Annotated in this window: 19 protein-coding genes and 1 pseudogene; 10 read left to right on the plus strand and 10 right to left on the minus strand. The window is 68.8% G+C overall.

From position 1 onward, the window contains the following. Positions 1-34: 34 nt before the first annotated feature. Both ACZ6O0_RS28900 and ACZ6O0_RS28905 read left to right on the plus strand, forming a co-directional pair. Entirely contained in the window at positions 35-670 is a 636-nt protein-coding gene (locus tag ACZ6O0_RS28900) for a carboxylesterase family protein (protein ID WP_465768135.1), read from the plus strand. A 113-nt stretch (positions 671-783) separates the two neighbouring features. Beyond that, positions 784-1,425 (plus strand): annotated as a pseudogene (locus ACZ6O0_RS28905) (carboxylesterase family protein); the annotation flags it as partial. Here the strand turns inward: ACZ6O0_RS28905 and ACZ6O0_RS28910 are convergent. From ACZ6O0_RS28910 to ACZ6O0_RS28930, 5 genes are all read right to left on the minus strand, one after another. After that, positions 1,418-2,032: a TMEM175 family protein gene (locus ACZ6O0_RS28910; RefSeq protein WP_465768136.1), complete on the minus strand. Its 615-nt coding sequence runs from the start codon at positions 2,030-2,032 to the stop codon at positions 1,418-1,420. The pseudogene ACZ6O0_RS28905 and the gene ACZ6O0_RS28910 overlap by 8 nt on opposite strands. Continuing rightward, the gene (locus tag ACZ6O0_RS28915) at positions 2,025-3,449 is read right to left on the minus strand and encodes an MFS transporter (RefSeq protein ID WP_465768137.1); all 1,425 of its coding nucleotides are present in this window, start codon (positions 3,447-3,449) and stop codon (positions 2,025-2,027) included. Before ACZ6O0_RS28915 ends, ACZ6O0_RS28910 begins: the two co-directional genes overlap by 8 nt. A gap of 584 nt (positions 3,450-4,033) precedes the next feature. Then, the gene (locus ACZ6O0_RS28920) at positions 4,034-4,507 is read right to left on the minus strand and encodes an NUDIX domain-containing protein (protein ID WP_465768138.1); all 474 of its coding nucleotides are present in this window, start codon (positions 4,505-4,507) and stop codon (positions 4,034-4,036) included. Between the two features lie 427 nt (positions 4,508-4,934). Then, positions 4,935-5,417, minus strand: coding sequence for a MarR family winged helix-turn-helix transcriptional regulator (locus ACZ6O0_RS28925; protein ID WP_465768139.1), 483 nt, complete (start codon positions 5,415-5,417; stop codon positions 4,935-4,937). Between the two features lie 50 nt (positions 5,418-5,467). Beyond that, entirely contained in the window at positions 5,468-5,971 is a 504-nt protein-coding gene (locus ACZ6O0_RS28930; protein WP_465768140.1) for a mycothiol transferase, read from the minus strand. Positions 5,972-6,642: 671 nt separating this feature from the next. On the opposite strand from ACZ6O0_RS28930, the gene ACZ6O0_RS28935 reads away from it, so the two are divergent. From ACZ6O0_RS28935 to ACZ6O0_RS28970, 8 genes are all read left to right on the plus strand, one after another. After that, positions 6,643-7,755: an MFS transporter gene (locus tag ACZ6O0_RS28935; RefSeq protein ID WP_465768141.1), complete on the plus strand. Its 1,113-nt coding sequence runs from the start codon at positions 6,643-6,645 to the stop codon at positions 7,753-7,755. 10 nt (positions 7,756-7,765) lie between these two features. After that, the gene (locus tag ACZ6O0_RS28940) at positions 7,766-8,878 is read left to right on the plus strand and encodes a precorrin-3B synthase (protein ID WP_465768142.1); all 1,113 of its coding nucleotides are present in this window, start codon (positions 7,766-7,768) and stop codon (positions 8,876-8,878) included. After that, entirely contained in the window at positions 8,875-9,507 is a 633-nt protein-coding gene (locus tag ACZ6O0_RS28945; protein WP_465768143.1) for a precorrin-8X methylmutase, read from the plus strand. The genes ACZ6O0_RS28940 and ACZ6O0_RS28945 overlap by 4 nt, the downstream gene beginning before the upstream one ends. Beyond that, complete coding sequence (locus tag ACZ6O0_RS28950) at positions 9,504-11,030, plus strand: precorrin-2 C(20)-methyltransferase (RefSeq protein WP_465768144.1); 1,527 nt, start codon at positions 9,504-9,506, stop codon at positions 11,028-11,030. Before ACZ6O0_RS28945 ends, ACZ6O0_RS28950 begins: the two co-directional genes overlap by 4 nt. A 79-nt stretch (positions 11,031-11,109) precedes the next feature. Further along, on the plus strand, positions 11,110-11,823 hold the full coding sequence (locus ACZ6O0_RS28955) for a hypothetical protein (RefSeq protein ID WP_465768145.1): 714 nt from the start codon (positions 11,110-11,112) through the stop codon (positions 11,821-11,823). A 70-nt stretch (positions 11,824-11,893) separates the two neighbouring features. Beyond that, on the plus strand, positions 11,894-12,511 hold the full coding sequence (locus tag ACZ6O0_RS28960) for a hypothetical protein (protein WP_465768146.1): 618 nt from the start codon (positions 11,894-11,896) through the stop codon (positions 12,509-12,511). Positions 12,512-12,609: 98 nt separating this feature from the next. Beyond that, the gene (locus tag ACZ6O0_RS28965; RefSeq protein WP_465768147.1) at positions 12,610-13,287 is read left to right on the plus strand and encodes an SDR family NAD(P)-dependent oxidoreductase; all 678 of its coding nucleotides are present in this window, start codon (positions 12,610-12,612) and stop codon (positions 13,285-13,287) included. Between the two features lie 11 nt (positions 13,288-13,298). Next, positions 13,299-13,781 carry a 2,4'-dihydroxyacetophenone dioxygenase family protein gene (locus ACZ6O0_RS28970; protein ID WP_465768148.1) on the plus strand — a complete coding sequence of 161 codons (483 nt, stop codon included), beginning with the start codon at positions 13,299-13,301 and terminating at the stop codon, positions 13,779-13,781. Here the strand turns inward: ACZ6O0_RS28970 and ACZ6O0_RS28975 are convergent. From ACZ6O0_RS28975 to ACZ6O0_RS28995, 5 genes are read right to left on the minus strand one after another with little or no spacing between them, the layout of a single operon-like run. Further along, on the minus strand, positions 13,771-14,841 hold the full coding sequence (locus tag ACZ6O0_RS28975) for a LacI family DNA-binding transcriptional regulator (RefSeq protein WP_465768149.1): 1,071 nt from the start codon (positions 14,839-14,841) through the stop codon (positions 13,771-13,773). The two genes, ACZ6O0_RS28970 and ACZ6O0_RS28975, sit on opposite strands and share 11 nt — an antisense overlap. Before the next feature lie 13 nt (positions 14,842-14,854). Next, positions 14,855-16,174, minus strand: a complete 1,320-nt coding sequence (locus ACZ6O0_RS28980) for a GH1 family beta-glucosidase (RefSeq protein WP_465768150.1) — start codon at positions 16,172-16,174, stop codon at positions 14,855-14,857. A gap of 32 nt (positions 16,175-16,206) precedes the next feature. Continuing rightward, positions 16,207-17,100, minus strand: a complete 894-nt coding sequence (locus ACZ6O0_RS28985) for a carbohydrate ABC transporter permease (protein ID WP_465768151.1) — start codon at positions 17,098-17,100, stop codon at positions 16,207-16,209. Then, on the minus strand, positions 17,097-18,029 hold the full coding sequence (locus ACZ6O0_RS28990) for a carbohydrate ABC transporter permease (RefSeq protein WP_465768152.1): 933 nt from the start codon (positions 18,027-18,029) through the stop codon (positions 17,097-17,099). The genes ACZ6O0_RS28985 and ACZ6O0_RS28990 overlap by 4 nt, the downstream gene beginning before the upstream one ends. A gap of 2 nt (positions 18,030-18,031) precedes the next feature. After that, entirely contained in the window at positions 18,032-19,375 is a 1,344-nt protein-coding gene (locus ACZ6O0_RS28995; RefSeq protein WP_465768153.1) for an ABC transporter substrate-binding protein, read from the minus strand. Between the last annotated feature and the right edge of the window lie 17 nt (positions 19,376-19,392).

Here is a 19,392-nt window from a genome sequence, read left to right on the forward strand (position 1 = left end):
GGTTTCGCCTTCGGGCCGAAGCGGAGGCTGTGCGGTGCCGCCGCGCAACCGGACGTCGTACGGACTGGTACCGGGCTGCTGGCGAGCAAGACGGTCGGCGACGCGCGGGTCTTCGATCCCGTACGCCGCTCCCCCGGTCGGCGCGTTGCGCTGGAAGGCACCGCAGCCGGTGAGGCCGTGGAACGGGGTGCGGCCGTCGCCCCTCGGCAACCCGTGTCCACAGCAACCGAACTCCGACGCACCCGACGGCGCCACGAACGAGGACTGCCTCTACCTGAACGTCACCACCCCGGCAGCCCGCGCGTCGAAACCGCGAGCCGTCGTGGTCTGGATCCCCGGCGGCGGCTTCTTCTCCGGCGCCGGCAACAGCTACGAGGCGTCCAAGCCCGCCACTCGCGGCGACGTGGTCGTCGTGACGGTCAACTACCGCCTGGGCATCTTCGGGTTCTTCGGTCTGCCGGGTTCCGGCACCTACGGCATCCAGGACCAGCAGGCAGCCCTCCGCTGGGTGCAGCGCAACGCCCGCGCCTTCGGCGGCGACCCGCACAACGTCACCGTGGCCGGTGAGTCCGCGGGCGGCATGAGCGTCTGCGCACAGCTGACCTCACCGACGGCCAGCGGCCTCTTCGCCAAGGCGATCATGCAGAGCGGCTCCTGCGCGTTCAACTGAGCCGACAACAGCCAGTACCCGGGTCAGGCCGCGGACTCCCCGTGGATCCCCGCTCGCACGGTCCAGGCGAACGGTAGGAATGGGCCGACGACAACAAGGCTGACTTCGGGTGCAAGGCCGGCCAGGCCATGCTCGACTGCCTCCGCGCGGCGAAGTCCGACGTACTGGTGGAGGACACGCTGCAGTTCACGCAGGTCGGGTACGGCGGGACTGCCGCCGTACCGCTGGATCCGGCGAAGGCGATGAAGGCCGGCCTGTTCCACCGGGTGCCGATCATCTCCGGGAACAACCACGACGAGGCGAACGCGTGGCTGGCTGCGTTTGGGGAGATCAAGGACTACCCGCAGTTGGTGACCAACATGGTCGGTCCGGACAAGGCTGCGGAGGTACTGCGGCACTATCCGTTGGACCGTTACGAGTCGCCGGCGGCGGCGTGGGGCGCCGTTACGACGGATCGGATCTGGTCGTGCACTCAGGTCGCCACGGACCAGCAGGCGGCTCGCAAGGTGCCGGTGTACGCGTATGAGTTCGCGGACAAGCACTCCCCGGTCGCTGCGCCCGGACCGGGCGCCGCACACGCCACGGAGCTGCCGTCCCGTACTGGCAACCCGAACGGACCGGACCAGCCGCAGTGGTCGCCTACGGCCAGTCACGCGATCAAGGGTCTGTCACTGGCTCCCACGGACCAGAGTGGTATCCAGCCGGTCAATCTGAGCGCTGAGCACCAGTGCGGGTTCTGGTCCGGGCTCAGCTGACCTTCTGCGGCAGCCTGTCCCATACGCGCAGCGACACCGGCGACAGGAGCAGCAGAAGCAGGGCGTAGAAACCCACTCCGGGGACAAAGGCCGCAAGGATGAACGCGATCAGAGTCAGCCCGGTCAGCGCGAGGGAGCCGGCCAGTTCCCGGGTGCTGACCGGGTTGTCCGGCTTCTCGAGCTCCTTGTGCCCGTGGATCATCCAGGTGAGCGCGGACTGGCAGATGCTGAGCGCCAGGATCGTCCCGGTGTAGAAGCCGGCGGTGAACTGGTCACTCTTGTAGACACCGACGATCTCGGTCGGGAACGGCAGGATCACGATCGTGAGCAACCAGAGCAGGTTCAGCCGCATCATCGCGGACGTGTACGCCCGGACGTGCTCGAACACCCGGTGGTGACCGAGCCAGAAGTTCGCGATCACCACGAAACTCAGCAGGAACGAGAAGATCTGCGGCTTGTGCTCGGTGACCACCTCGAGCGCATCCAGCCCGTCGGCCTTGGACTCCGTGACCACCTCCACCAGCGGCAGCACCAGCAGCGTGATCGCGATCGCGACGACCGCATCGGTGAACAGGACCATCCGGTCGAGATCTCTCGTCTTACTCACGGCCGACAAGACTAGCCAGAACCAGGGCTCCCAGGACGAAGGCGGCCGCCGTGAGCCACGCAACGCCGTACCCGTCGCGCAGCGCCAGTACGTCGCTCGCCCCGTCAGCCAACCGGCTTGTAGTGGTGGATGCGGCCAGCGTCGCGAGTACGGCGGTGCCGACGGCCGCACCGGCTTGCTGGGCGGTGTTGTTCAGGCCTGACGCGAGTCCGGCGTCTTCGGCGTCCGCACCGGACATGGCGATCATGATGGCGGCCGGGATGGCTAGTCCGATCCCTGCGCCCATCACCGCGAGTACGGGGGCGACGTTGACGACGTACGAACCGTCCACTGGAGCCTGACTGATCCAGAGCAGCGCCACCAGGAACGCTGCCAGTCCGATGACGAGCATCTTGCGCGGGCCGAAGCGGACGGTCAGGCGCGGTGCGATGGACAGCGACATCAGAGCGTTCATGATCGGTGCGGGCAGGAAAGCCAATCCGGTGGTGAGCGAGTCGTAGCCGAGGACGCGCTGCACGTACAGCGCAGTCGTGAACTGGAAGCCGAAGCCGGCCGCGAAGAGCAGCACAACCACGCCGTTCGCCACGGTCAGCCGGCGCTTGCGGAAGATGTGCAGGGAGAGCAGCGGGTTCTTGATCCGTGCCTGCCTGACCACGAACGCTGCCAGGAGGACCGCGCTGGCGGCGGCGAGGGCGAGCGTACGCCGGAGCGTCGCCTGCGGTTCGGCGGTCTGGACGATCGTGTAGACGCCCAGCGACAGACCAGCCGTCACCAGCGCGGCACCCAGCACGTCCGCGCCCTTGCCGAGCCCTAGCCCCTTCTGGCGGGTCAAGACTCGTGTTGCCGCGGCCAGTGCGGCGAGTCCGATCGGGACGTTGATCAGGAAAGCCCAGTGCCAGCCGACGGTCTGGGTGATCACACCGCCAAGGATCAACCCGATCGACGCACCACTGGCCGAGGTGAAGCTGTAAACCCCCATCGCGCGGGCCTGCTCACCCGGCGCCGGGTACAGATTCACGATCATCCCGAGGATCACCGCGGACGCGAGTGCCCCGCCGACGCCCTGCAGGAAGCGGCCGGCGATCAGGACCTCGGCGTTGCCCGCCAGGCCGCACAGCAGTGAGGCGCCCGTGAAGAGGCTCAGCCCGGCGAGAAAGACCCGCTTGCTCCCGACCAGATCCCCGATCCGGCCGGCCAGCAGAAGCAGGCCCGCGAAGGCGATCAAGTACGAGTTCATCACCCAGGCCAGCCCCGCCTGCGAGAACCCCAGATCCCCTTGAATCGTAGGCAACGCCACCGTCACCACGGTCCCGTCCAAGATGATCATCAACTGCATCACACACAACACAACGAGCGCCTTCACCCGCCCACCCACACCCCACCCAGCCCCCACCACAACCTCTGCCGCCACAGCCATCTCCCATCTCTCATCCCGACAAGAACGACCATAACAGATAGTCCGATAACAGACGATCTTCTAACCAACCACATTCTCAACAGCTGAAGAGGCACCGCTCCTCGGCAACTGAAAGGACACCGCTGCGCGGCGGCTGCCTTGCCGGCCGCCTCCGGCGGCGCCGCAGATCGCCGTCCAGGTCGACGGGCTAGGCGAGTCAACTGTTGAGCCGGCTTGGCCAGGAAGGTCACCGCTCCGCGGCGGCTGCCTTTCTGGCCGCCTCCGGCGGCGGGCGCGAACTGCTCTCCCGGGCTAATGCACCGGCGACGCAGGAGTCGCCGAGTCGTGCAGCCAAATCCGGATCACCACTGGCGCGGGGTCGCCGAGTCGTGCAGCCAGGTCCGGATCACGACTGGCGCGGGGTCGCCGAGTCGTGGATCTGGGAACCGATCACCGGCGCGTCGAAGACCGCGATCCACGAATCAACGCCGAGCCGATCGGGTCGGCAGCTGTCGGCGCGGCGTCCGTTGGTGGTGCGGTGGTCCTGCGTCGAGGAGTAAGTCTGGGTGCCTAGGAAGCTCGCGCGAACACCTCGCGAGGTCCACTCACGTCGGCTCGCTGATGTCGACGGGTTCTGCCGGCACCCCGTCGGCCAGCAGATCTATCAGTAGCCGGCCGAGCCGCGGCGGGAAGACTGTTTCCGTCGTTTCAATCAGTTCCTGCGCCCGCCACCATCGGAAGCCCAAGATGCTGCGAGCTTCGCCGTCAGTCAATTGCGCCGGCATCGGGTCGAAGCGATCAACCCCGTACAGCAGCCACTGTTCGTGGACCTCGACAGCCCGGCCGTCGAACTCGTACAGATGATCGCGCCGCCAGACAGGGAGCCCCAGTGGCAGGTCAACCAGGCCGGTCTCCTCGTACGCCTCGCGGGCCGCGGCTTCCTGCACTGCCTCGCCTGGCTCAATCCCGCCGCCCACGGGGTACCAACATTCGGCCTGTGTCTGAGGGTCCTTGGCGTGGATGAGGAGCAGCCGGTCCTCGTCATCCAACAACAGCAACTTCACCGCGAGTCTCGCCACGGACCGACAGTAGGCGCAGAGATCTCGGTGGACGCGGATCCGACACAAGGGCGCCGCATGCTCGGAGCGGCGTGGTTCCTGCGACCGCCAGCCGCTCCAGAAGCAGTCGCCGAGTCGTGCATCCGGGTCCGGATCATCACCGGTGCCTGGACGCCGAGTCGGGGATCCTGGTGCCGGGCATCGGCGCGTCGATGACCGCGATCCACGAATCAACGCCGTGCCGCGCCAATCACATCGACCCGGAACACCGGTCAGCGCCCGCGGAAGGCGTCGAGGAACAGCCGCGGAGTGGTGCCTTCCCTTCACTGCACCGGTACGCCCTTCCAGGTGGCCCCGACGCCGATCACATCAGACGGGAACAGCAGTCAGCGCCCGCCGAAGGACTACCGCCGCGGAGTGGTGTTCTTTGGGCTGTGTTGGTACGCGGTTAGCTGGTGCGTTGGCGGGCTCGGCGGATGGGTTGGAACTCGACGGGGGTAGATAGGTGGCCGTCGACGAGTGCGACCAACGAGTCCACGAACGGTTTGCGCTGGGTGGTGGTTAGGGCGGCGAGGGTTTCGGCGTGGACTTGGTCGACGATGCGTTGGCCCTCGGCGGCGATCTTGGCGCCGGCTTCGGTGACGGCGATGATGCGGGCTCGGCGGTCGGTGGCCGACGGTTTGCGTTCGGCGTACCCGGCTTCTTCGAGGGCGTCGACGGTGACGACCATGGTCGTCTTGTCCATGTACGCGAGCTCGGCGATCTGGATCTGGGTGCGTTCTGCCTCGAGCGCGTGTCGCAGTACGCATTGCATGCGCAGCGTGAGTCCGATCTCGGCCAGGGCGGCGGACAGTTGGGTCTCCAAGACGTGGCCGGCGTGCGTGAGGTAGCCGGTGAGGTCCGGGACCGTACGCGGTGGAGTCTTCGCCATCTTTCGAGGATAGCGCGGGATTATCTACTGGCAGATGATCCGAAGGTGGATCATTCTCCGCGGGCGCCGTCGATCAGTTCGCGGACGATGTCGAGGTGACCTAGGTGCCGGGCCGACTCCTGCAGTACGTCCATCAGCAGCCGCTCGATCCGGATCCGCCCGCGGTAGCCGTCGATGAACCCGGACCAGTCGATGTCGCGCAGCGTCTGCTGGGAGAGCTCCCACTCTGCGTCGTACGCCGCCAGCACTGAGGCGATCGTTTCCTCGGGCGCGATCCGGAACTCGTAGTCGTGGTCGTCGGACCGCCACAGCGATGGGAGATCCTGGCCGCCGATCGTTCGCTGGATGTGCTGCCGCTGGACCGCGGTCAGGTGCTTGATCAGCCCGAGCGGGTTCATCACCGGTGAGGTAGCGAGCGGTGTCGCGCGGGCCTGCTGCTCGTCCAGGCCGTCCAGCTTGTTGACCGCGGTCGTGTGGATGAACTGGAAATACCCGATCACCGACTCCCGCAGCCTCAAATCCTCCGCCGGCCACGGCCGGTCCCTCAGCGCCATGCCCCGACCCTGCCACGCCCCACCGACAGTCGGTCACGGCGGCGGACGCCGGGCGGAGGGTCGCGCCCAGCGCAGCAGTCGTCCAGCGGTGGTCTTCGTCCCTAGGGCCGGCTCACCCAGTCCACTCGCCGACCAGACCGATCCGGAACCAGAGTCCGCGCGCGCCGAAGGCGCCAGAAGAACAGCCGCCGCGCAGCGGTGTCCGAACAACTCCACCACCCCCTGCCCACACGCCAACCACACCGCACCGGGAACACAGTTCGCGGCCGCGCCGGAGGCGCCGAAGGGCAGCCGCCGCGCAGCGGTGTCCGATCAACCGTCCCCGGGCCCACGCGCCAACCACACCGCCCGGGAACACGGTCCGCGCCCGCGCCGGAGGCGCCGAAAGACTGCCGCCGCGGAGCGGTGTCCTTCCTGGCCACTACCCCCGTCCCCCAGCCCAGGCGCCGACCAGACCGGCCGGAACCAGAGTCCGCGCCCGCGCCCGCGCCGAAGGCGCCACAAGACAGCCGCCGCGCAGCGATGTCCTTTGGGCGGCGGGTGGCGGGAATGCGTCGTTGAGGGCTGTGTCGTTTTGTCGCGAGTTTGGGGGTGCGGGGGGCGGTTGGGTGGTGGGTATGACGGTTGCTGTTGTGCGTACGCCGGCGGTTCGGTGGCTTGGGGTGGTGGCGGTGACGTTGGGGATTTTCGCCATCGTCACGACGGAGATTCTGCCGATCGGGTTGTTGACGCCGATCGGGAGTGCTTTCGCGTTGACGCCGGGGCGGACCGGGTGGCTGATGACGATGCCGGGGCTGGTGGCGGCGGTGGCCGCGCCGGTGGTGACGGTGGCTACGGCTCGGCTGGATCGGCGGTTGATGCTTTGTGTGTTGATGGTGTTGCTGGCCGCGGCTGGGTTCGTGGCGGCAGCTGCGCGGGTGTACTGGCTCGAGCTGTTTGCGCGGTTTCTGGTTGGGCTGACGGTTGGCGGGTTCTGGTCGATCGGGGCTGGGCTGGCTGGGCGGCTGGTGCCTGAGCAGTGGAGTGTGCGGGCGACAGCTGTGATCTTTTCGGCGGTGCCGCTCGGATCTGTGCTCGGCGTACCGGCGGGGACGTTTGTCGGTGAGCTCGCGGGATGGCGTACGTCGTTCGCCGCACTTGGAGTGTTGTCACTGGTGGTGCTGGGTGCGCTGTACGTGTCCGTTCCTCCCCTTCCTCCGCTGCAGGTGACGCGGCCCGCCGTACTGCGGGAGGCGTTGCGGGGCAGCCGGAGTGCGTTGATCGTCACGTGTTTGATCGTGACGGCGCACTTCGCGACCTACACCTACGTGACGCCGTTCCTGCGGCACGTCGTGCGGCCGGAGCTGATCGGGGTGCTGCTGTTGATCTATGGCGCTGCTGGGCTGGTTGGGAATCTCGTGGCGGGTACGGCGGCTGGCCGGAACCTAACTGTCACTTTCGCCGGCTGTGCGGGGCTGATCGCGTTGGCGACGCTGCTGATGCCGGTGGTGGGGCACAGTACGGCGGGCGCGCTGGTGCTGCTGGTGGTGTGGGGGCTGGGGTACGGCGGGGTGCCGGTGTGCTCGATGAGCATGTTTGCGAAGGCTGCACCGGGGTCGCGGGAGGCGGCGACTGTGTTGTTCACGGCGTCGTTCCAGGCGGTGCTGTCCACTGGTGCGTTGCTGGGTGGACTGGTGGTCGATGCGTGGTCTGTGTCGGCGGCGATGGTGTGTGGCGGGCTGTGTGCGGCGCTGACGGTCGGCGTACTGCTGTGGTCCAGAACACAGGAGGTGCCGGGCACGTAGCATCACGCCTGTGGCGAGGACTCAGACCGATCGGTGCCCTGGTGTGCTGGCGGTACACCAGGCGGCTGATGGCGGTCTTGCCCGGATTCGCGTGCCCGGTGGGGTGCTGAGTGTCCAGCAGTTGGAGGTACTGCGGGAGGCCGCGCTCGAGCTGGGTGATGGGCGGCTGGAGCTCACCTCGCGTGGGAACGTACAGATCCGGGCTCTGAGGGCGGACGGGCCGCGTGAGTTGTCGGATCGGCTCTTCGCGGTCGGACTGCTCCCGTCGATGAGCCATGAGCGCGTGCGGAACATCCTGGCGTCGCCGCTGTCTGGTCTGGACCAGGACAGTCGCTACGACGTACTGCCGGTGGTGACCGCGGTCGATCGGGAGCTGTGTGCGCGGCCGGGGCTGGCTGAGTTGCCGGGGCGCTTTCTCTTCGCGCTGGACGATGGGCGTGGGGATCTGGCGGGGGCGAAGGCGGATGTGGCTGTTCGCGCGGTGGATGAGCGTGAGGCGGTTCTTAGCCTCGGGGGCGGTCGCGGTGTGCGGGTGGGCTGGGGCGAGGCGGCCGGGCTGATGGTTGCGGTGGCTGAGGCGTTCTTGAGTGAGCGTGACGGGGAGTGGCGGATCGCGGAGCTCGAGGACGGTGCGGATCGGATCCTCGGTCGGCTCGGGCTGCGGGCGACGGAGGACTTGCCGGCGACCAGTACGAGGATCGAGGCCGGGTTGCACGGGGCTGCACTCGTGGTGACCGTCCCGCTGGGGAGCCTCACGCAGGAACAGGCAGCTGCGGTTGCCCAGGCCGCGGACACGGCTGGCGGCAGAGTGGGGATTCGGTTGACGCCGTGGCGGTCTGTGGTGGTGGGGGCTGGGGCGGAGGAACTGTTGGAGGGGGTTGGGTTGGTCACGACCTCCGACTCGGTCTGGGAGGGTGTGACGGCGTGTGCGGGGCGGCCGGGGTGTGGGAAGGCGTTGGCGGACGTGCGGGCGGATGCCTCGCGGGTGATGCCGACGATGCGGCGGGACGGGCGGCGGGTGCACTGGTCGGGGTGTGAGCGGCGGTGCGGGAAGCCGGCTGGGGAGTTTGTGGATGTGCTTGCTGTAGGCAACGGGTACCTGGTCGACGGGGAGCGGATGTGAACGAGTACGTGCGGGATGGTGCCGAGATCTATCGGCGGTCGTTCGCGACGATCCGGGCGGAGGCGGCGGAGGCGCTCGGCGAGTTGCCGGCTGACGTTGCGCAGGTCGCCGTACGGATGATTCACGCGTGCGGGATGACGGATCTGGTGGCGGATCTGGCGTGGTCGCCGAATGTGGTGAAGAACGCACGGGCCGCGCTGCAGGGTGGCGCGCCGATCTTGTGCGACGCGCAGATGGTGGCCGCGGGGATCACCCGGCGACGGCTGCCGGCCGACAATCAGGTGATCTGCACGCTGCAGGATCCGCGGACAGTCGACCTGGCGCAGCAACACCAGACGACGCGAAGTGCCGCGGCGGTGGATCTGTGGCATGAGCACCTCGCAGGGGCAGTCGTTGCTGTGGGCAACGCTCCGACGACGTTGTTCCGGTTGCTCGAGGTGATTGCCGAGGGTGGGCCGCGGCCGGCGGCAGTGCTGGGGATCCCGGTGGGGTTCATCGGGGCGGCGGAGTCCAAGGACGCGCTCGCGGCGAACGAGCTCGGCCTGGAGTATCTGGTAGTTCGGGGCCGTCGTGGTGGGAGTGCGATCACCGCCGCCGCCGTCAACGCGATCGCAAGCGAGGAAGAATGACAGGACGACTGTGGGGAGTCGGGCTCGGGCCCGGCGATCCGGAGCTGGTGACGGTGAAGGCGGCCCGCTTGATCGGGGCAGCTGATGTGATCGCGTTCCACAGTGCCCGTCACGGCCGGAGCATCGCGCGCTCGGTGGCGGCGCCGTACCTGACCGAAGGCCAGCTCGAGGAGCACCTGGTCTACCCGCTGACCACCGAGACCACTGATCACCCCGGCGGCTACCAGGGCGCGATGGACGACTTCTACGCCGACTGCGCCGCCCGGCTCGCCGCGCACCTCGACGCGGGCCGGGACGTCGTCGTACTGGCCGAGGGCGATCCGCTCTTCTACGGCTCCTACATGCACATGCACAAGCGCCTGGCCGATCGCTACCCGTGCGAGGTGGTCCCCGGAGTCACGTCCGTCAGCGCGGCCGCCGCCGTACTCGGGCGGCCGCTGTGCGAGCGCGACGAGATCCTTACCGTCCTCCCCGGCACGCTGCCACCCGACGTGCTCGCCGAGCGGCTCCGCGGTACCGACGCCGCCGCGGTGATGAAGCTCGGGCGGACCTTCGGCAACGTCCGCGAGGCCTTCGAGCTGGCCGGCCGCGCCGACGAGGCCTGGTACGTCGAACGCGCGACGACCGACGCCCAGCGCACAGCTCCCCTCAACGAGGTGGACCCCGACGACGTCCCGTACTTCTCCCTCGCCCTCCTCCCCAGCCCGATCAACAACACCTTCACTCCCCCGGCGCCCAGGACCGCCAAGGACGGCTCAGTCACCGTGGTGGGCCTCGGACCGGCCGGTCCGGAGTGGATGACCCCCGAGGTGCGGGCCGCGATCGCGGGCGCCGACGACCTGATCGGGTACGGACCGTACGTCGACCGCCTGCCGGACCGGGCCCGTCAGCGCAAGCACGGCTCGGACAACCGGGTCGAGTCCGAGCGGGCCGCGTTCGCCCTCGATCTGGCCCGCAAGGGCTCCGCGGTGGTGGTGGTCTCGTCCGGTGATCCCGGCGTGTTCGCGATGGCCAGTGCGGTCACGGAGGTCGCGTCGGAGCCCGAGTACGCCGACATCGCCGTACGCGTGCTCCCCGGCATGACCGCGGCGCAGGCCGTCGCCAGCCGGGTCGGCGCGCCACTGGGGCACGACTACTGCGTCCTGTCGCTGTCCGACCGGCTGAAGCCGTGGGACGTGATCGCCGACCGGCTGCGGGCCGCGGCGACGGCGGACCTCGCGATCGCGATCTACAACCCCGCCTCCAAGTCCCGCACGTGGCAGGTGGCCGCGACCCGCGACCTGCTGCTCGAACACCGTTCGCCGGACACTCCGGTCGTCATCGGGCGGGACGTGGGCGGTCCGCAGGAAGCAATCACCGTCACCACCCTGGCTGAGCTGGATCCGGCGACGGTCGACATGCGGTGCCTGCTGCTGGTCGGGTCGTCACAGACCCGCACCATGCCCCGCCCGGCCGGCTCCCTGGTTTTCACTCCGCGTCGATACCCGGAAACGCTGAGTGAGACCACGCCAGGGGCCGGTTAAATCCGCCCCTCACCTGTGTCAGACCCGTGTCGAGGGGGTAGAGACCGCGCGGGGCGGACCAGTGAGGAGAACAGCGGACATGAGTCAGCAGTACGGCGAGACTGCCACGATCACGACGCCGAGCGGTGAGACGAACCCCACCGAACGGTACGAGGAGGTACGGGCGGCGGCTGCCCGCGCGATGAGCAACGTCGCGATCATCCCGGACCAGCCACCCACCGGTCCGGGACCAGATACCGGCCGAACCACCGCCATCGAGCCGGAGGTCGATCCTGAACTGCTGTCCTACCGCGGCTTCAAGTTCGGCGCCGCGTTCTTCGGCTGGCTGATCTCGATCGCCATGTCGGTCCTGTTGCTGGCAGCCGTCTCGGCGGCCGCTCTCGGGACTGCGGAGATCCTGGACTACGGCCGCAGTGACGCCGAGGCGGATCCCGCCGCGACGGCCCTGACCGCCGCAGCCGTCGGCGTCCTGATGCTGACACTGGCCTTCTACGCCGGCGGGTACGTCGCGGGCCGGCTGGCCCGGTTCGACGGCGGGCGGAACGGCTTCGGCGTGTGGATGCTGGCGCTGCTGGCCTCGGTCGTCGCGGCCGGCACCGGAGCGCTGCTCAACAACCAGTACGACTGGCTCGCCGACCTCAACCGGCCGGACGTGGCGCTGTCCAACGACACGCTGACCATGGGCGGCATCAGCGCGGCGGCTGCGCTCGTACTGCTGACGCTGGTGGCCGCGATCCTCGGCGGCAAGAGCGGTAAGCGCTACCACGACAAGATCGACCGCCTGCTCGATTAGGGCGCATGGCTGGGTTCACGGCGGGTACCGGAGCGGCGACACGGGGCCTGTCTGGCGAGGAGAACCGAGCATGGTCCAGCTACACCGTGAGCACACGGAGACCCAAGAGCTTCACGAGGACACTGAGCCGCTGCACCGCGCGGACGTAAGGACGTCGCCCGCTGCCGAAGTGGACCCGGCGTACCGGGGCTTCAAGGGCGGCGCGGCGTTCTTCGGCTGGCTGGTGGCGATCGGCCTGATCGCCCTGCTGACCGGGATCGCCGGTGCGATCGCGGCGGGCGTCGACTACGCGACCGCGATCGACTGGACCGCGGCCAAGGGCGACGCGGGCACGATCGGCGTCGCGTCCGGCGCGGTGCTGATCCTGATCCTGGCGATCGCCTACTACAACGGCGGGTACGTCGCCGGCCGGCTGGCTCGCTTCGACGGCGCCCGCCAGGGCTTCGGCGTCTGGCTGATCGGCGTCGTCGTCACGGTCGTCGTCGCCGGTATCGCGGCCCTGGCCGGCTCGCAGTACGACGTACTCGACCGGGTCGACCTGCCGTCGGTGCCGATCGCGGACCACACGCTGACCACCGGCGGCCTGGTCGCTCTCGCCGCGGCCGTCGTGGTGACGCTGCTCGCCGCGCTGATCGGCGGCAAGGCCGGCCAGCGCTACCACCGCCGCATCGACCGCAGCGTCGACTGATCACAGCAAAGGCTGACCAGACCCGGACGGCGGATAGCTCCCATCCGTCGTCCGGGTCTTCCTTGTCCGCGTCGCCGCGACCGAGCAGGATTCCGGGCATGTCAGCCCGCACCGCACTCGTCGTCGGAGGCACCAGTGGGATCGGCGCGGCCACGGTACGGCGTCTCACCGCCGACGGCCTGCACGTCGTCGCGGCGGGTCTTGGTGCCGGCCCCGCCGAGGTGGAACTCGACCTCCGCGACGGAGGTGCGCTCGAGGAGCTGATCGGTTCGCTCGAGCACCTCGACGTACTGGTGAACACTGCCGGCATCATCCGGCGCGGCGACGAGCACCGGCCGGAAGTGTTCCGCGAAGTGGTCGAGATCAACCTGACCGGCGCGATGCGCGCGGCCGAGGCGGCCCAGGACCTGCTCGCCGCGAGCCGCGGCTGTGTCGTCAACGTCGCGTCGATGCTGAGCTACTTCGGCGGTCCGCTCGTACCGGCGTACAGCGCGAGCAAGGGCGGGATCGTCCAGCTGACCAAGTCGCTCGCGGTCGCCTGGGCGGCGGACGGCATCCGGGTGAACGCGGTCGCGCCCGGCTGGATCGCCACCGACCTCACCGCCGCACTCCAGGCCGATCCGGTCGCCGCCGACCGGATCCTGTCCCGTACGCCGATGGCCCGCTGGGGCACGCCCGACGAAGTCGCCGGGGCGATCGCCTTCCTCACCGGGCCGGACGCGGGGTTCGTCACCGGCGCCGTCCTGCCCGTGGACGGCGGCTACCAGAGCATGTGAAGGAGCAGTCGATGATCCCGGTTTCAGCAGGTGTGCCCGCGGAGATCGCCGTACCGGCGGTGCCCGACGACGACCGGCTGTGGGTGCAGCAGGCCCCGGACGTGTGGTTCCGGCCGCTGATGCTGAACACGATCACCGGCCAGTGGTGCAACCTGCTCAAGGTCACCCGGTCCGGCATCGTGTCGCGGCACCGGCACCCGAGCGCGGTCTTCGGCTACGTGATCAAGGGCAAGTGGCAGTACGACGAGCACGACTGGGTCGCCGAGACCGGGTCGTTCGTGTACGAGCCGCCGGGTGAGATCCACACGCTGCGGGTGCCGGAGGACTGCACCGAGATGATCACGTTCTTCAACATCTCCGGCGCGATGATCTACGTCGACGACGAAGGCAACCAGACCGGGTACGAGGACACGTTCACCAAGATCCAGCTCTGCCGCGACCACTACGGCGCCAACGGTCTGGGCGCGGACTACGTGGACCAGTTCATCCGCTAGCCCGCACCACGAGCTCGGTCGGCAGGATCCGCGGAGCCACGTCCTCGCCCTCGATCCGGTGCAGCAGGACCTCGATCATCTCCCGGGCCACCAGCTCGAGCGGCTGCCGGATCGTGGTCAGCGGCGGGTCCGACTCCCGGGCGATCCGGGAGTCGTCGAACCCGCCGACGGCCACCTCCTCCGGCACCCGCCGACCGGCCCGGCGCAGCTCCACCAGGGCTCCGGAGGCGAGCAGGTCGGACGCGGCGAAGACGGCGTCCAGGTCCGGGTTCGCCTTGAGCAACTGCTCCATCGCCTGGCGGCCGGCCTCCTGGCTGTAGTCGGTCACCGAGGCCACCAGCCGCTTGAGCGCCTTCCGGCCGAGCACGTCCTGGTAGCCCTGCAGCCGCTCCTGTCCCCCGGCGATCTGCGGCGCGCTGATCATCCCGATCCGCTTGTGTCCCTGCTCGACCAGGTACCGCGTCATCTGCCGGGCGCCCTCGCGGTCGTCGGCGGCGACGTACGGAAGCACGTCACCGGGCGCGAGCGGCTTGCCACAGGCAACCGCCGGCACACCGCTCTTGGCCAGCTCGGCGATCAGTGGGTCGCCGGAGTGGGACGAGATCAGCAGTACGCCGTCGACGTGCTCGCCGCGGACGTACCGCAGGATCCGGTCCCGCTCGTCGTCGCTGGACTCCAGCATCAGCACCAAGCTGATGTCCTGCTCGGCCAGTGCCTGCGTGCAGGACCGGAGCAGCACGCTGAAGTTCGGGTCCTCGAAGAGTCGCTCCTGCGGCTCCGACAGCACGAACCCGATCGCGTTGGAGCGCTTGGTGACCAGGCTGCGAGCGCTCTGGTTGACCGTGTACCCGGTCTTCGCCATCGCCTGCTGCACCGCCTCCAGCGAGGCAGCGCTGACGTAGTGCCCGCCGTTGAGCACCCGCGACACCGTGCCGCGGGACACCCCGGCCAGCTCGGCGACGTCGTCGATGGTCGGCCCACGCCGCATCGCCCGGCGCGCCGCTCCCCGCGACTTCGGGTGAGCGGCGGGCTCGGTCCTGGAGCTCCCCCTGCCTGCCACGGGCCCCATCATGTCAGGCCGTGCCGTCTCCCGAGGGCAGGGCGTTGTCGCGTGCCACCCGCCCCAGCCAGCCCGCGCTGGTCTTCGGCGTACGGGTCTGGGTCGCGTAGTCGACGTGGACGATGCCGAACCGTTTGGCGAACCCCTCGGCCCATTCGAAGTTGTCGAGCAGGGTCCAGACGAAGTACCCGCGGACGTCGACTCCCGCGGCGATCGCCGTACGAAGAGCAGCCAGGTGTCCGCGGAGATAGTCCACGCGCTCCGGGTCGTCGACTGTGCCGTCGGCTGCCTGTACGTCGTCGTACGCCGCGCCGTTCTCCGTGATGTAGATCGGCGGCAGGTCGTAGGCGGTCTTCAGGTCGACCAGGACTTCGCGGAGGCCGTCGGGCTGGACCGGCCAGTTCACCGCCGTCACCGGAACGCCTTCAGGCAATACCGTCTCGCCTCCGGCTCGGACCAGGATCCGCCGGTAGTAGTTGATGCCGAGGAAATCGATCGGCGCACCGATCAGTGCGAGGTCTCCGTCCTGCACAGCATCCAGGGTGATCGGATAGCTCCCGCGCAGGATCGGGTCCAGGAACAGGATGTGGCTGTCGATGTCCTGCTGCCGGGCCGCCTCGGCGTCCGCCGGGGAGTCGGTCGCCGGTGCCACCGGACTCACGTCGAGGGTGATGCCCAAGAGCTGGTCCTGCGCGTGCCGGCCATTACGCAGTACCTCCAGTCCGAGGCCGTGCGCCAGGAGGAGGTGATGGACGGCGCGGTCGCGTAAGACCTGGTCTTTGATGCCTGGCGCATGGATCCCACTGCCATAGCCGGCGTGGCTCGACACCTTGGGCTCGTTGAGGGTGATCCAGTGCTTCACGACGTCCCCGAGCGCGTCGTGCACCACCGCGGCGTAGTCGGCGAACCGGTACGCCGTATCGCGCGCAGGCCAGCCGCCCTTGTCCTGCAGGGCTTGCGGGAGGTCCCAGTGGTAGAGCGTCACGTACGGTACGACGTCGCGCGCCAGGCACTCCTCCACCACCCGACGGTAGTGGTCCAGGCCCTTCTGGTTGATCGCCCCCGAGCCGTCCGGCTGCACTCGCGGCCAGGCGATGGAGAACCGGTACGCACCGAGCCCGAGGTCCGCCAGCAGCCCGAGGTCCTCGGTGTACCGGTGGTAGTGGTCGCAGGCGACGTCACCGGTGTCGCCACCGGCGATCGCTCCCGGGACGCGGCAGAACGTGTCCCAGATCGACGGGCCACGACCGTCCGCGTCCACCGCGCCCTCGACCTGGTACGCGGCGGTGGCCGCGCCCCAGACGAAGCCGTCGGGAAAGCGTGCGTCACTCATAGAGGTCCTCCAGTGATGGTTGGGAGAGAGGGTCAGCCCTTGACCGCGCCGCTGACCAGGTCGATGCGCCAGTAGCGCTGCAGGAACAGGAAGAGCGCGATCAGCGGCAGCACCGACAAGAAGGCGCCCATGATCACCAGCGAGTACAGGGCCGGCTGGCTGGCGCCCTGGTTGAGCATCGAGAACAGGCCGACCGTCATCGGGAAGTGGCGGTCGTCGGAGATCATGATGTAGGGCAGCAGGAAGTTGTTCCAGATCGCGACGAACTGCAGCAGGAAGATCGTCACCATGCCGGGGATCATCGGCGGCATCCCGATCGACCACGCCAGCCGGTACTCCCCCGCGCCGTCGATCCGGCCGGCCTCGAGCATGTCGTCGGACACCACCGCCGCGGCGTAGATACGGGACAGGTAGATGCAGTACGGGCTGATGATGCTCGGCAGCAGCACGGACCAGTACGAGTTCACCAGGCCGAGCTTCGACATCAGCAGGTACTGCGGCACGGCCAGCGTGATCTGCGGGACCAGCACGCCGGCCAGGATGCAGCGGAAGATCGTCTCCCGGCCCTGGAACTTGTACTTCGCCAGCGCGTAGCCCGCGGTCACCGAGATCCCGACGGACAGCACCGCGCCGGCACCGGCGTACAGGAGGCTGTTGAGCGCCCAGCGCCAGAAGATGCCGTCGCGGAAGTCCAGCAGGTGCGACAGGTTGTACCCGAAGCCGCCGTTGAAGCTCGGCCAGAACGAGAACGTCGTGAACAGGTCGCCCGGACCCTTGGTCGCGGCGATCACCACCCAAGCCACCGGCAGCAGGCAGTAGAGGGCCCCGAGCAACAGAATGCCCGTCGACAGGTAGCGGGTCCGCCGCGGCGGGCTCGCTACCGATCGCACCTGGGGCGCAGTCTGGGGCAGGACGGCCGTACTCATCGGTCCTCCCCGAAGGCGCGCTTCTGCAGGAAGCTCAGCACCGCGAGCGAGACCACCAAGGTGCCGATGGCAAGCATCACGGAAGCGGCCGCGGCCGTGTAGATGTCGTTGTTCACGAAGGCGTCGCGGTAGATCGTCATCAAGGGCACCCAGGTGAAGGAGATCGAGTCGGTCAACGGCTGCAGGGTCGACGGTTCGCTGAACACCTGCAGCGACGCGATCAGCGAGAAGATCCCCGTCATCACCAGCGCCGGGGCGATCAGCGGAACCTTGATCCGCAACGCGATCTGCAGCTCGCTCGCGCCGTCCACCCGGGCCGCGTCGTCCAGCTCGGCCGGCAGCCCGCGCAGCGCGGTGTAGAGCACAACCATGTTGAAGCCGACACCGCCCCAGATGCCGATGTTGGCGACCGAGAAGAGCACGCTGCCCGAGCCGAGGAAGTCCGGCGCCGGCAGCCCGGCCTTCTCGAAGGCGGCCCGGATCGGGCTCACCCCCGGCAGGTAGAGGAATCCCCACAGCAGCGAGGCGATCACGCCGGGAACGGCGTACGGGAGAAAGATGCCGAGCCGGGTGAACGACGTGAGCCGGGCGCCGCGCGAGTCGAGGAGCAGGGCGAACAGCAGCGCCAGACCGAGCATCGTGGGGACGACGATCACGCCGTACCCGAGCATCCGTACGACGGAGTGCGCGTACGCCGAATCGGTGATCGCGCCGACGTAGTTCGCCAGGCCGACGAACGTCTCCTTGCGCAACCCGAGGCCGCCGCCGGTGACCCGGGACGCGCGGACGCTCAGCCAGACGGTGTACCCGATCGGGACGATCAGGAACAGCACGAGCAGCACCAGCGCGGGGACCAGCAACACGTACGGCGCGGCGCCGCCGACCCGGCGTGGTCGGCGGAACCTCGCCGGAGCGGACAGGACAGCCACCGTCAGGACTCCTTGATCTGGAAGCCCTGCTTCTTCAGGTCCGCGACCGATGCCGCCTGCAACTGGTCGACGGCCTGGGTGAAGTCGCCCTTGGTCTGGATGGCCTTGGCGAACAGGTCGCTGTACTGGCTGTAGGTGACGTTGACGTTCGGCGCCCAGGTGAATCCGCGCGCGGTCTTCGAGATCGCCGCGGCGTCGGCGAAGAAGCTCGGCTGGTTCGGCATCATCGCGGGTGCCTTGGCCAGCGCGGGCGTCGACTGGCCGGCGGTCGCCGCCGGGTAGATCCCGCCGAACGACACGAACGCCTCCAGCGCCTCCGGGTCGGTGTTCAGCCACTTGACGAACTTCTGCGCCTGGGCCGACTGCTTGGACTTCGCCGCGATCGCGGTCGCGGACCCACCCCAGAACCCGGTCGTCGGCGTACCGGCGTCCCACTGCGGCATCGCGACCATCTTCCACTTGCCCTTGGTGGTCGGCGCGACGCCCTGCAGCACGCCGGCGCCCCAGACGGCGCTCGGCCAGGCCAGCAGGGTGCCGTCGCTCATCGCCTTGTTCCACTCCGGCGTGTACATCGGCTTGCCCTGCAGTGTTCCGGCGTTCACCAGGTCACCCCAGAACTTCGCGAGCTTCTTCGTCGGGTCGTCGTTGATCGCCACGGTCCAGGTGCCGTTGTCGTTGGTCCACCAGTTCGCGCCGGCCTGCTCGGCCAGCCCGGCGAACCAGCCCGGGTCGCCCGAGGAGAAGGTCGCCAGGTAGCGCTTGGAGTCCTTGGCCCGGACCTGCTCGGCGAGCGCGCCGAACTCGTCCCAGGTCTTCGGCACGGTCAGACCGAACTGCTCGAACAGGTCGGACCGGTAGTACAACATCATCGGGCCGACGTCCTGCGGGATCGCGTACGTCTTGCCGCCGAACGACGTGAGCCCCCAGATGCCGTCGGTGAAGGCGCTCTTCACGTCCGCGGCCAGCGAGCTGAGGTCGGCGGTGACGCCGTTGGTGATCAGCACCGGCAGCGCCTGGTACTCGGCGTGGATCAGGTCCGGCGGGTTGCCGGCCCGGTGCGCGGTGACGATCTTCGTGATCAGTTCCTCGCCCTGGGCCTGGGCGCTGACGGTCACCGGCTGGGTCGGGTTCTTCTGGTTCCAGATCGCGACGACCTTGTCGATCCCGGTCGTCCAGGTCCAGAACGTCAGCTTGGCGGGCGCGTCCGGGTCGCCGGTGGGCTGCGGCGCCGCGGCCGGCTCGTCGTCGCTGGAGCAGGCGGCCAGCGAGGCCGGCAGGGCCGCCGCCAGGCCGACGCCGGCGACGCCGCGCAGAAGGGTGCGGCGGTCAAAAGCAGATGGAGTCATGGGTGCGTCCCTGGTTT

Source organism: Kribbella sp. NPDC048837, from assembly GCF_055586945.1.

Coding starts and splice junctions, on each gene's coding strand:
- ACZ6O0_RS28915 (WP_465768137.1), bottom strand. CDS start 3,449: ATGGCTGTGGCGGCAGAGGTTGTGGTGGGGGCTGGGTGGGGTGTGGGT.
- ACZ6O0_RS28960 (WP_465768146.1), top strand. CDS start 11,894: ATGGTCCAGCTACACCGTGAGCACACGGAGACCCAAGAGCTTCACGAG.
- ACZ6O0_RS28955 (WP_465768145.1), top strand. CDS start 11,110: ATGAGTCAGCAGTACGGCGAGACTGCCACGATCACGACGCCGAGCGGT.
- ACZ6O0_RS28985 (WP_465768151.1), bottom strand. CDS start 17,100: ATGAGTACGGCCGTCCTGCCCCAGACTGCGCCCCAGGTGCGATCGGTA.
- ACZ6O0_RS28995 (WP_465768153.1), bottom strand. CDS start 19,375: ATGACTCCATCTGCTTTTGACCGCCGCACCCTTCTGCGCGGCGTCGCC.
- ACZ6O0_RS28925 (WP_465768139.1), bottom strand. CDS start 5,417: ATGGCGAAGACTCCACCGCGTACGGTCCCGGACCTCACCGGCTACCTC.
- ACZ6O0_RS28970 (WP_465768148.1), top strand. CDS start 13,299: ATGATCCCGGTTTCAGCAGGTGTGCCCGCGGAGATCGCCGTACCGGCG.
- ACZ6O0_RS28930 (WP_465768140.1), bottom strand. CDS start 5,971: ATGGCGCTGAGGGACCGGCCGTGGCCGGCGGAGGATTTGAGGCTGCGG.
- ACZ6O0_RS28965 (WP_465768147.1), top strand. CDS start 12,610: ATGTCAGCCCGCACCGCACTCGTCGTCGGAGGCACCAGTGGGATCGGC.
- ACZ6O0_RS28980 (WP_465768150.1), bottom strand. CDS start 16,174: ATGAGTGACGCACGCTTTCCCGACGGCTTCGTCTGGGGCGCGGCCACC.
- ACZ6O0_RS28950 (WP_465768144.1), top strand. CDS start 9,504: ATGACAGGACGACTGTGGGGAGTCGGGCTCGGGCCCGGCGATCCGGAG.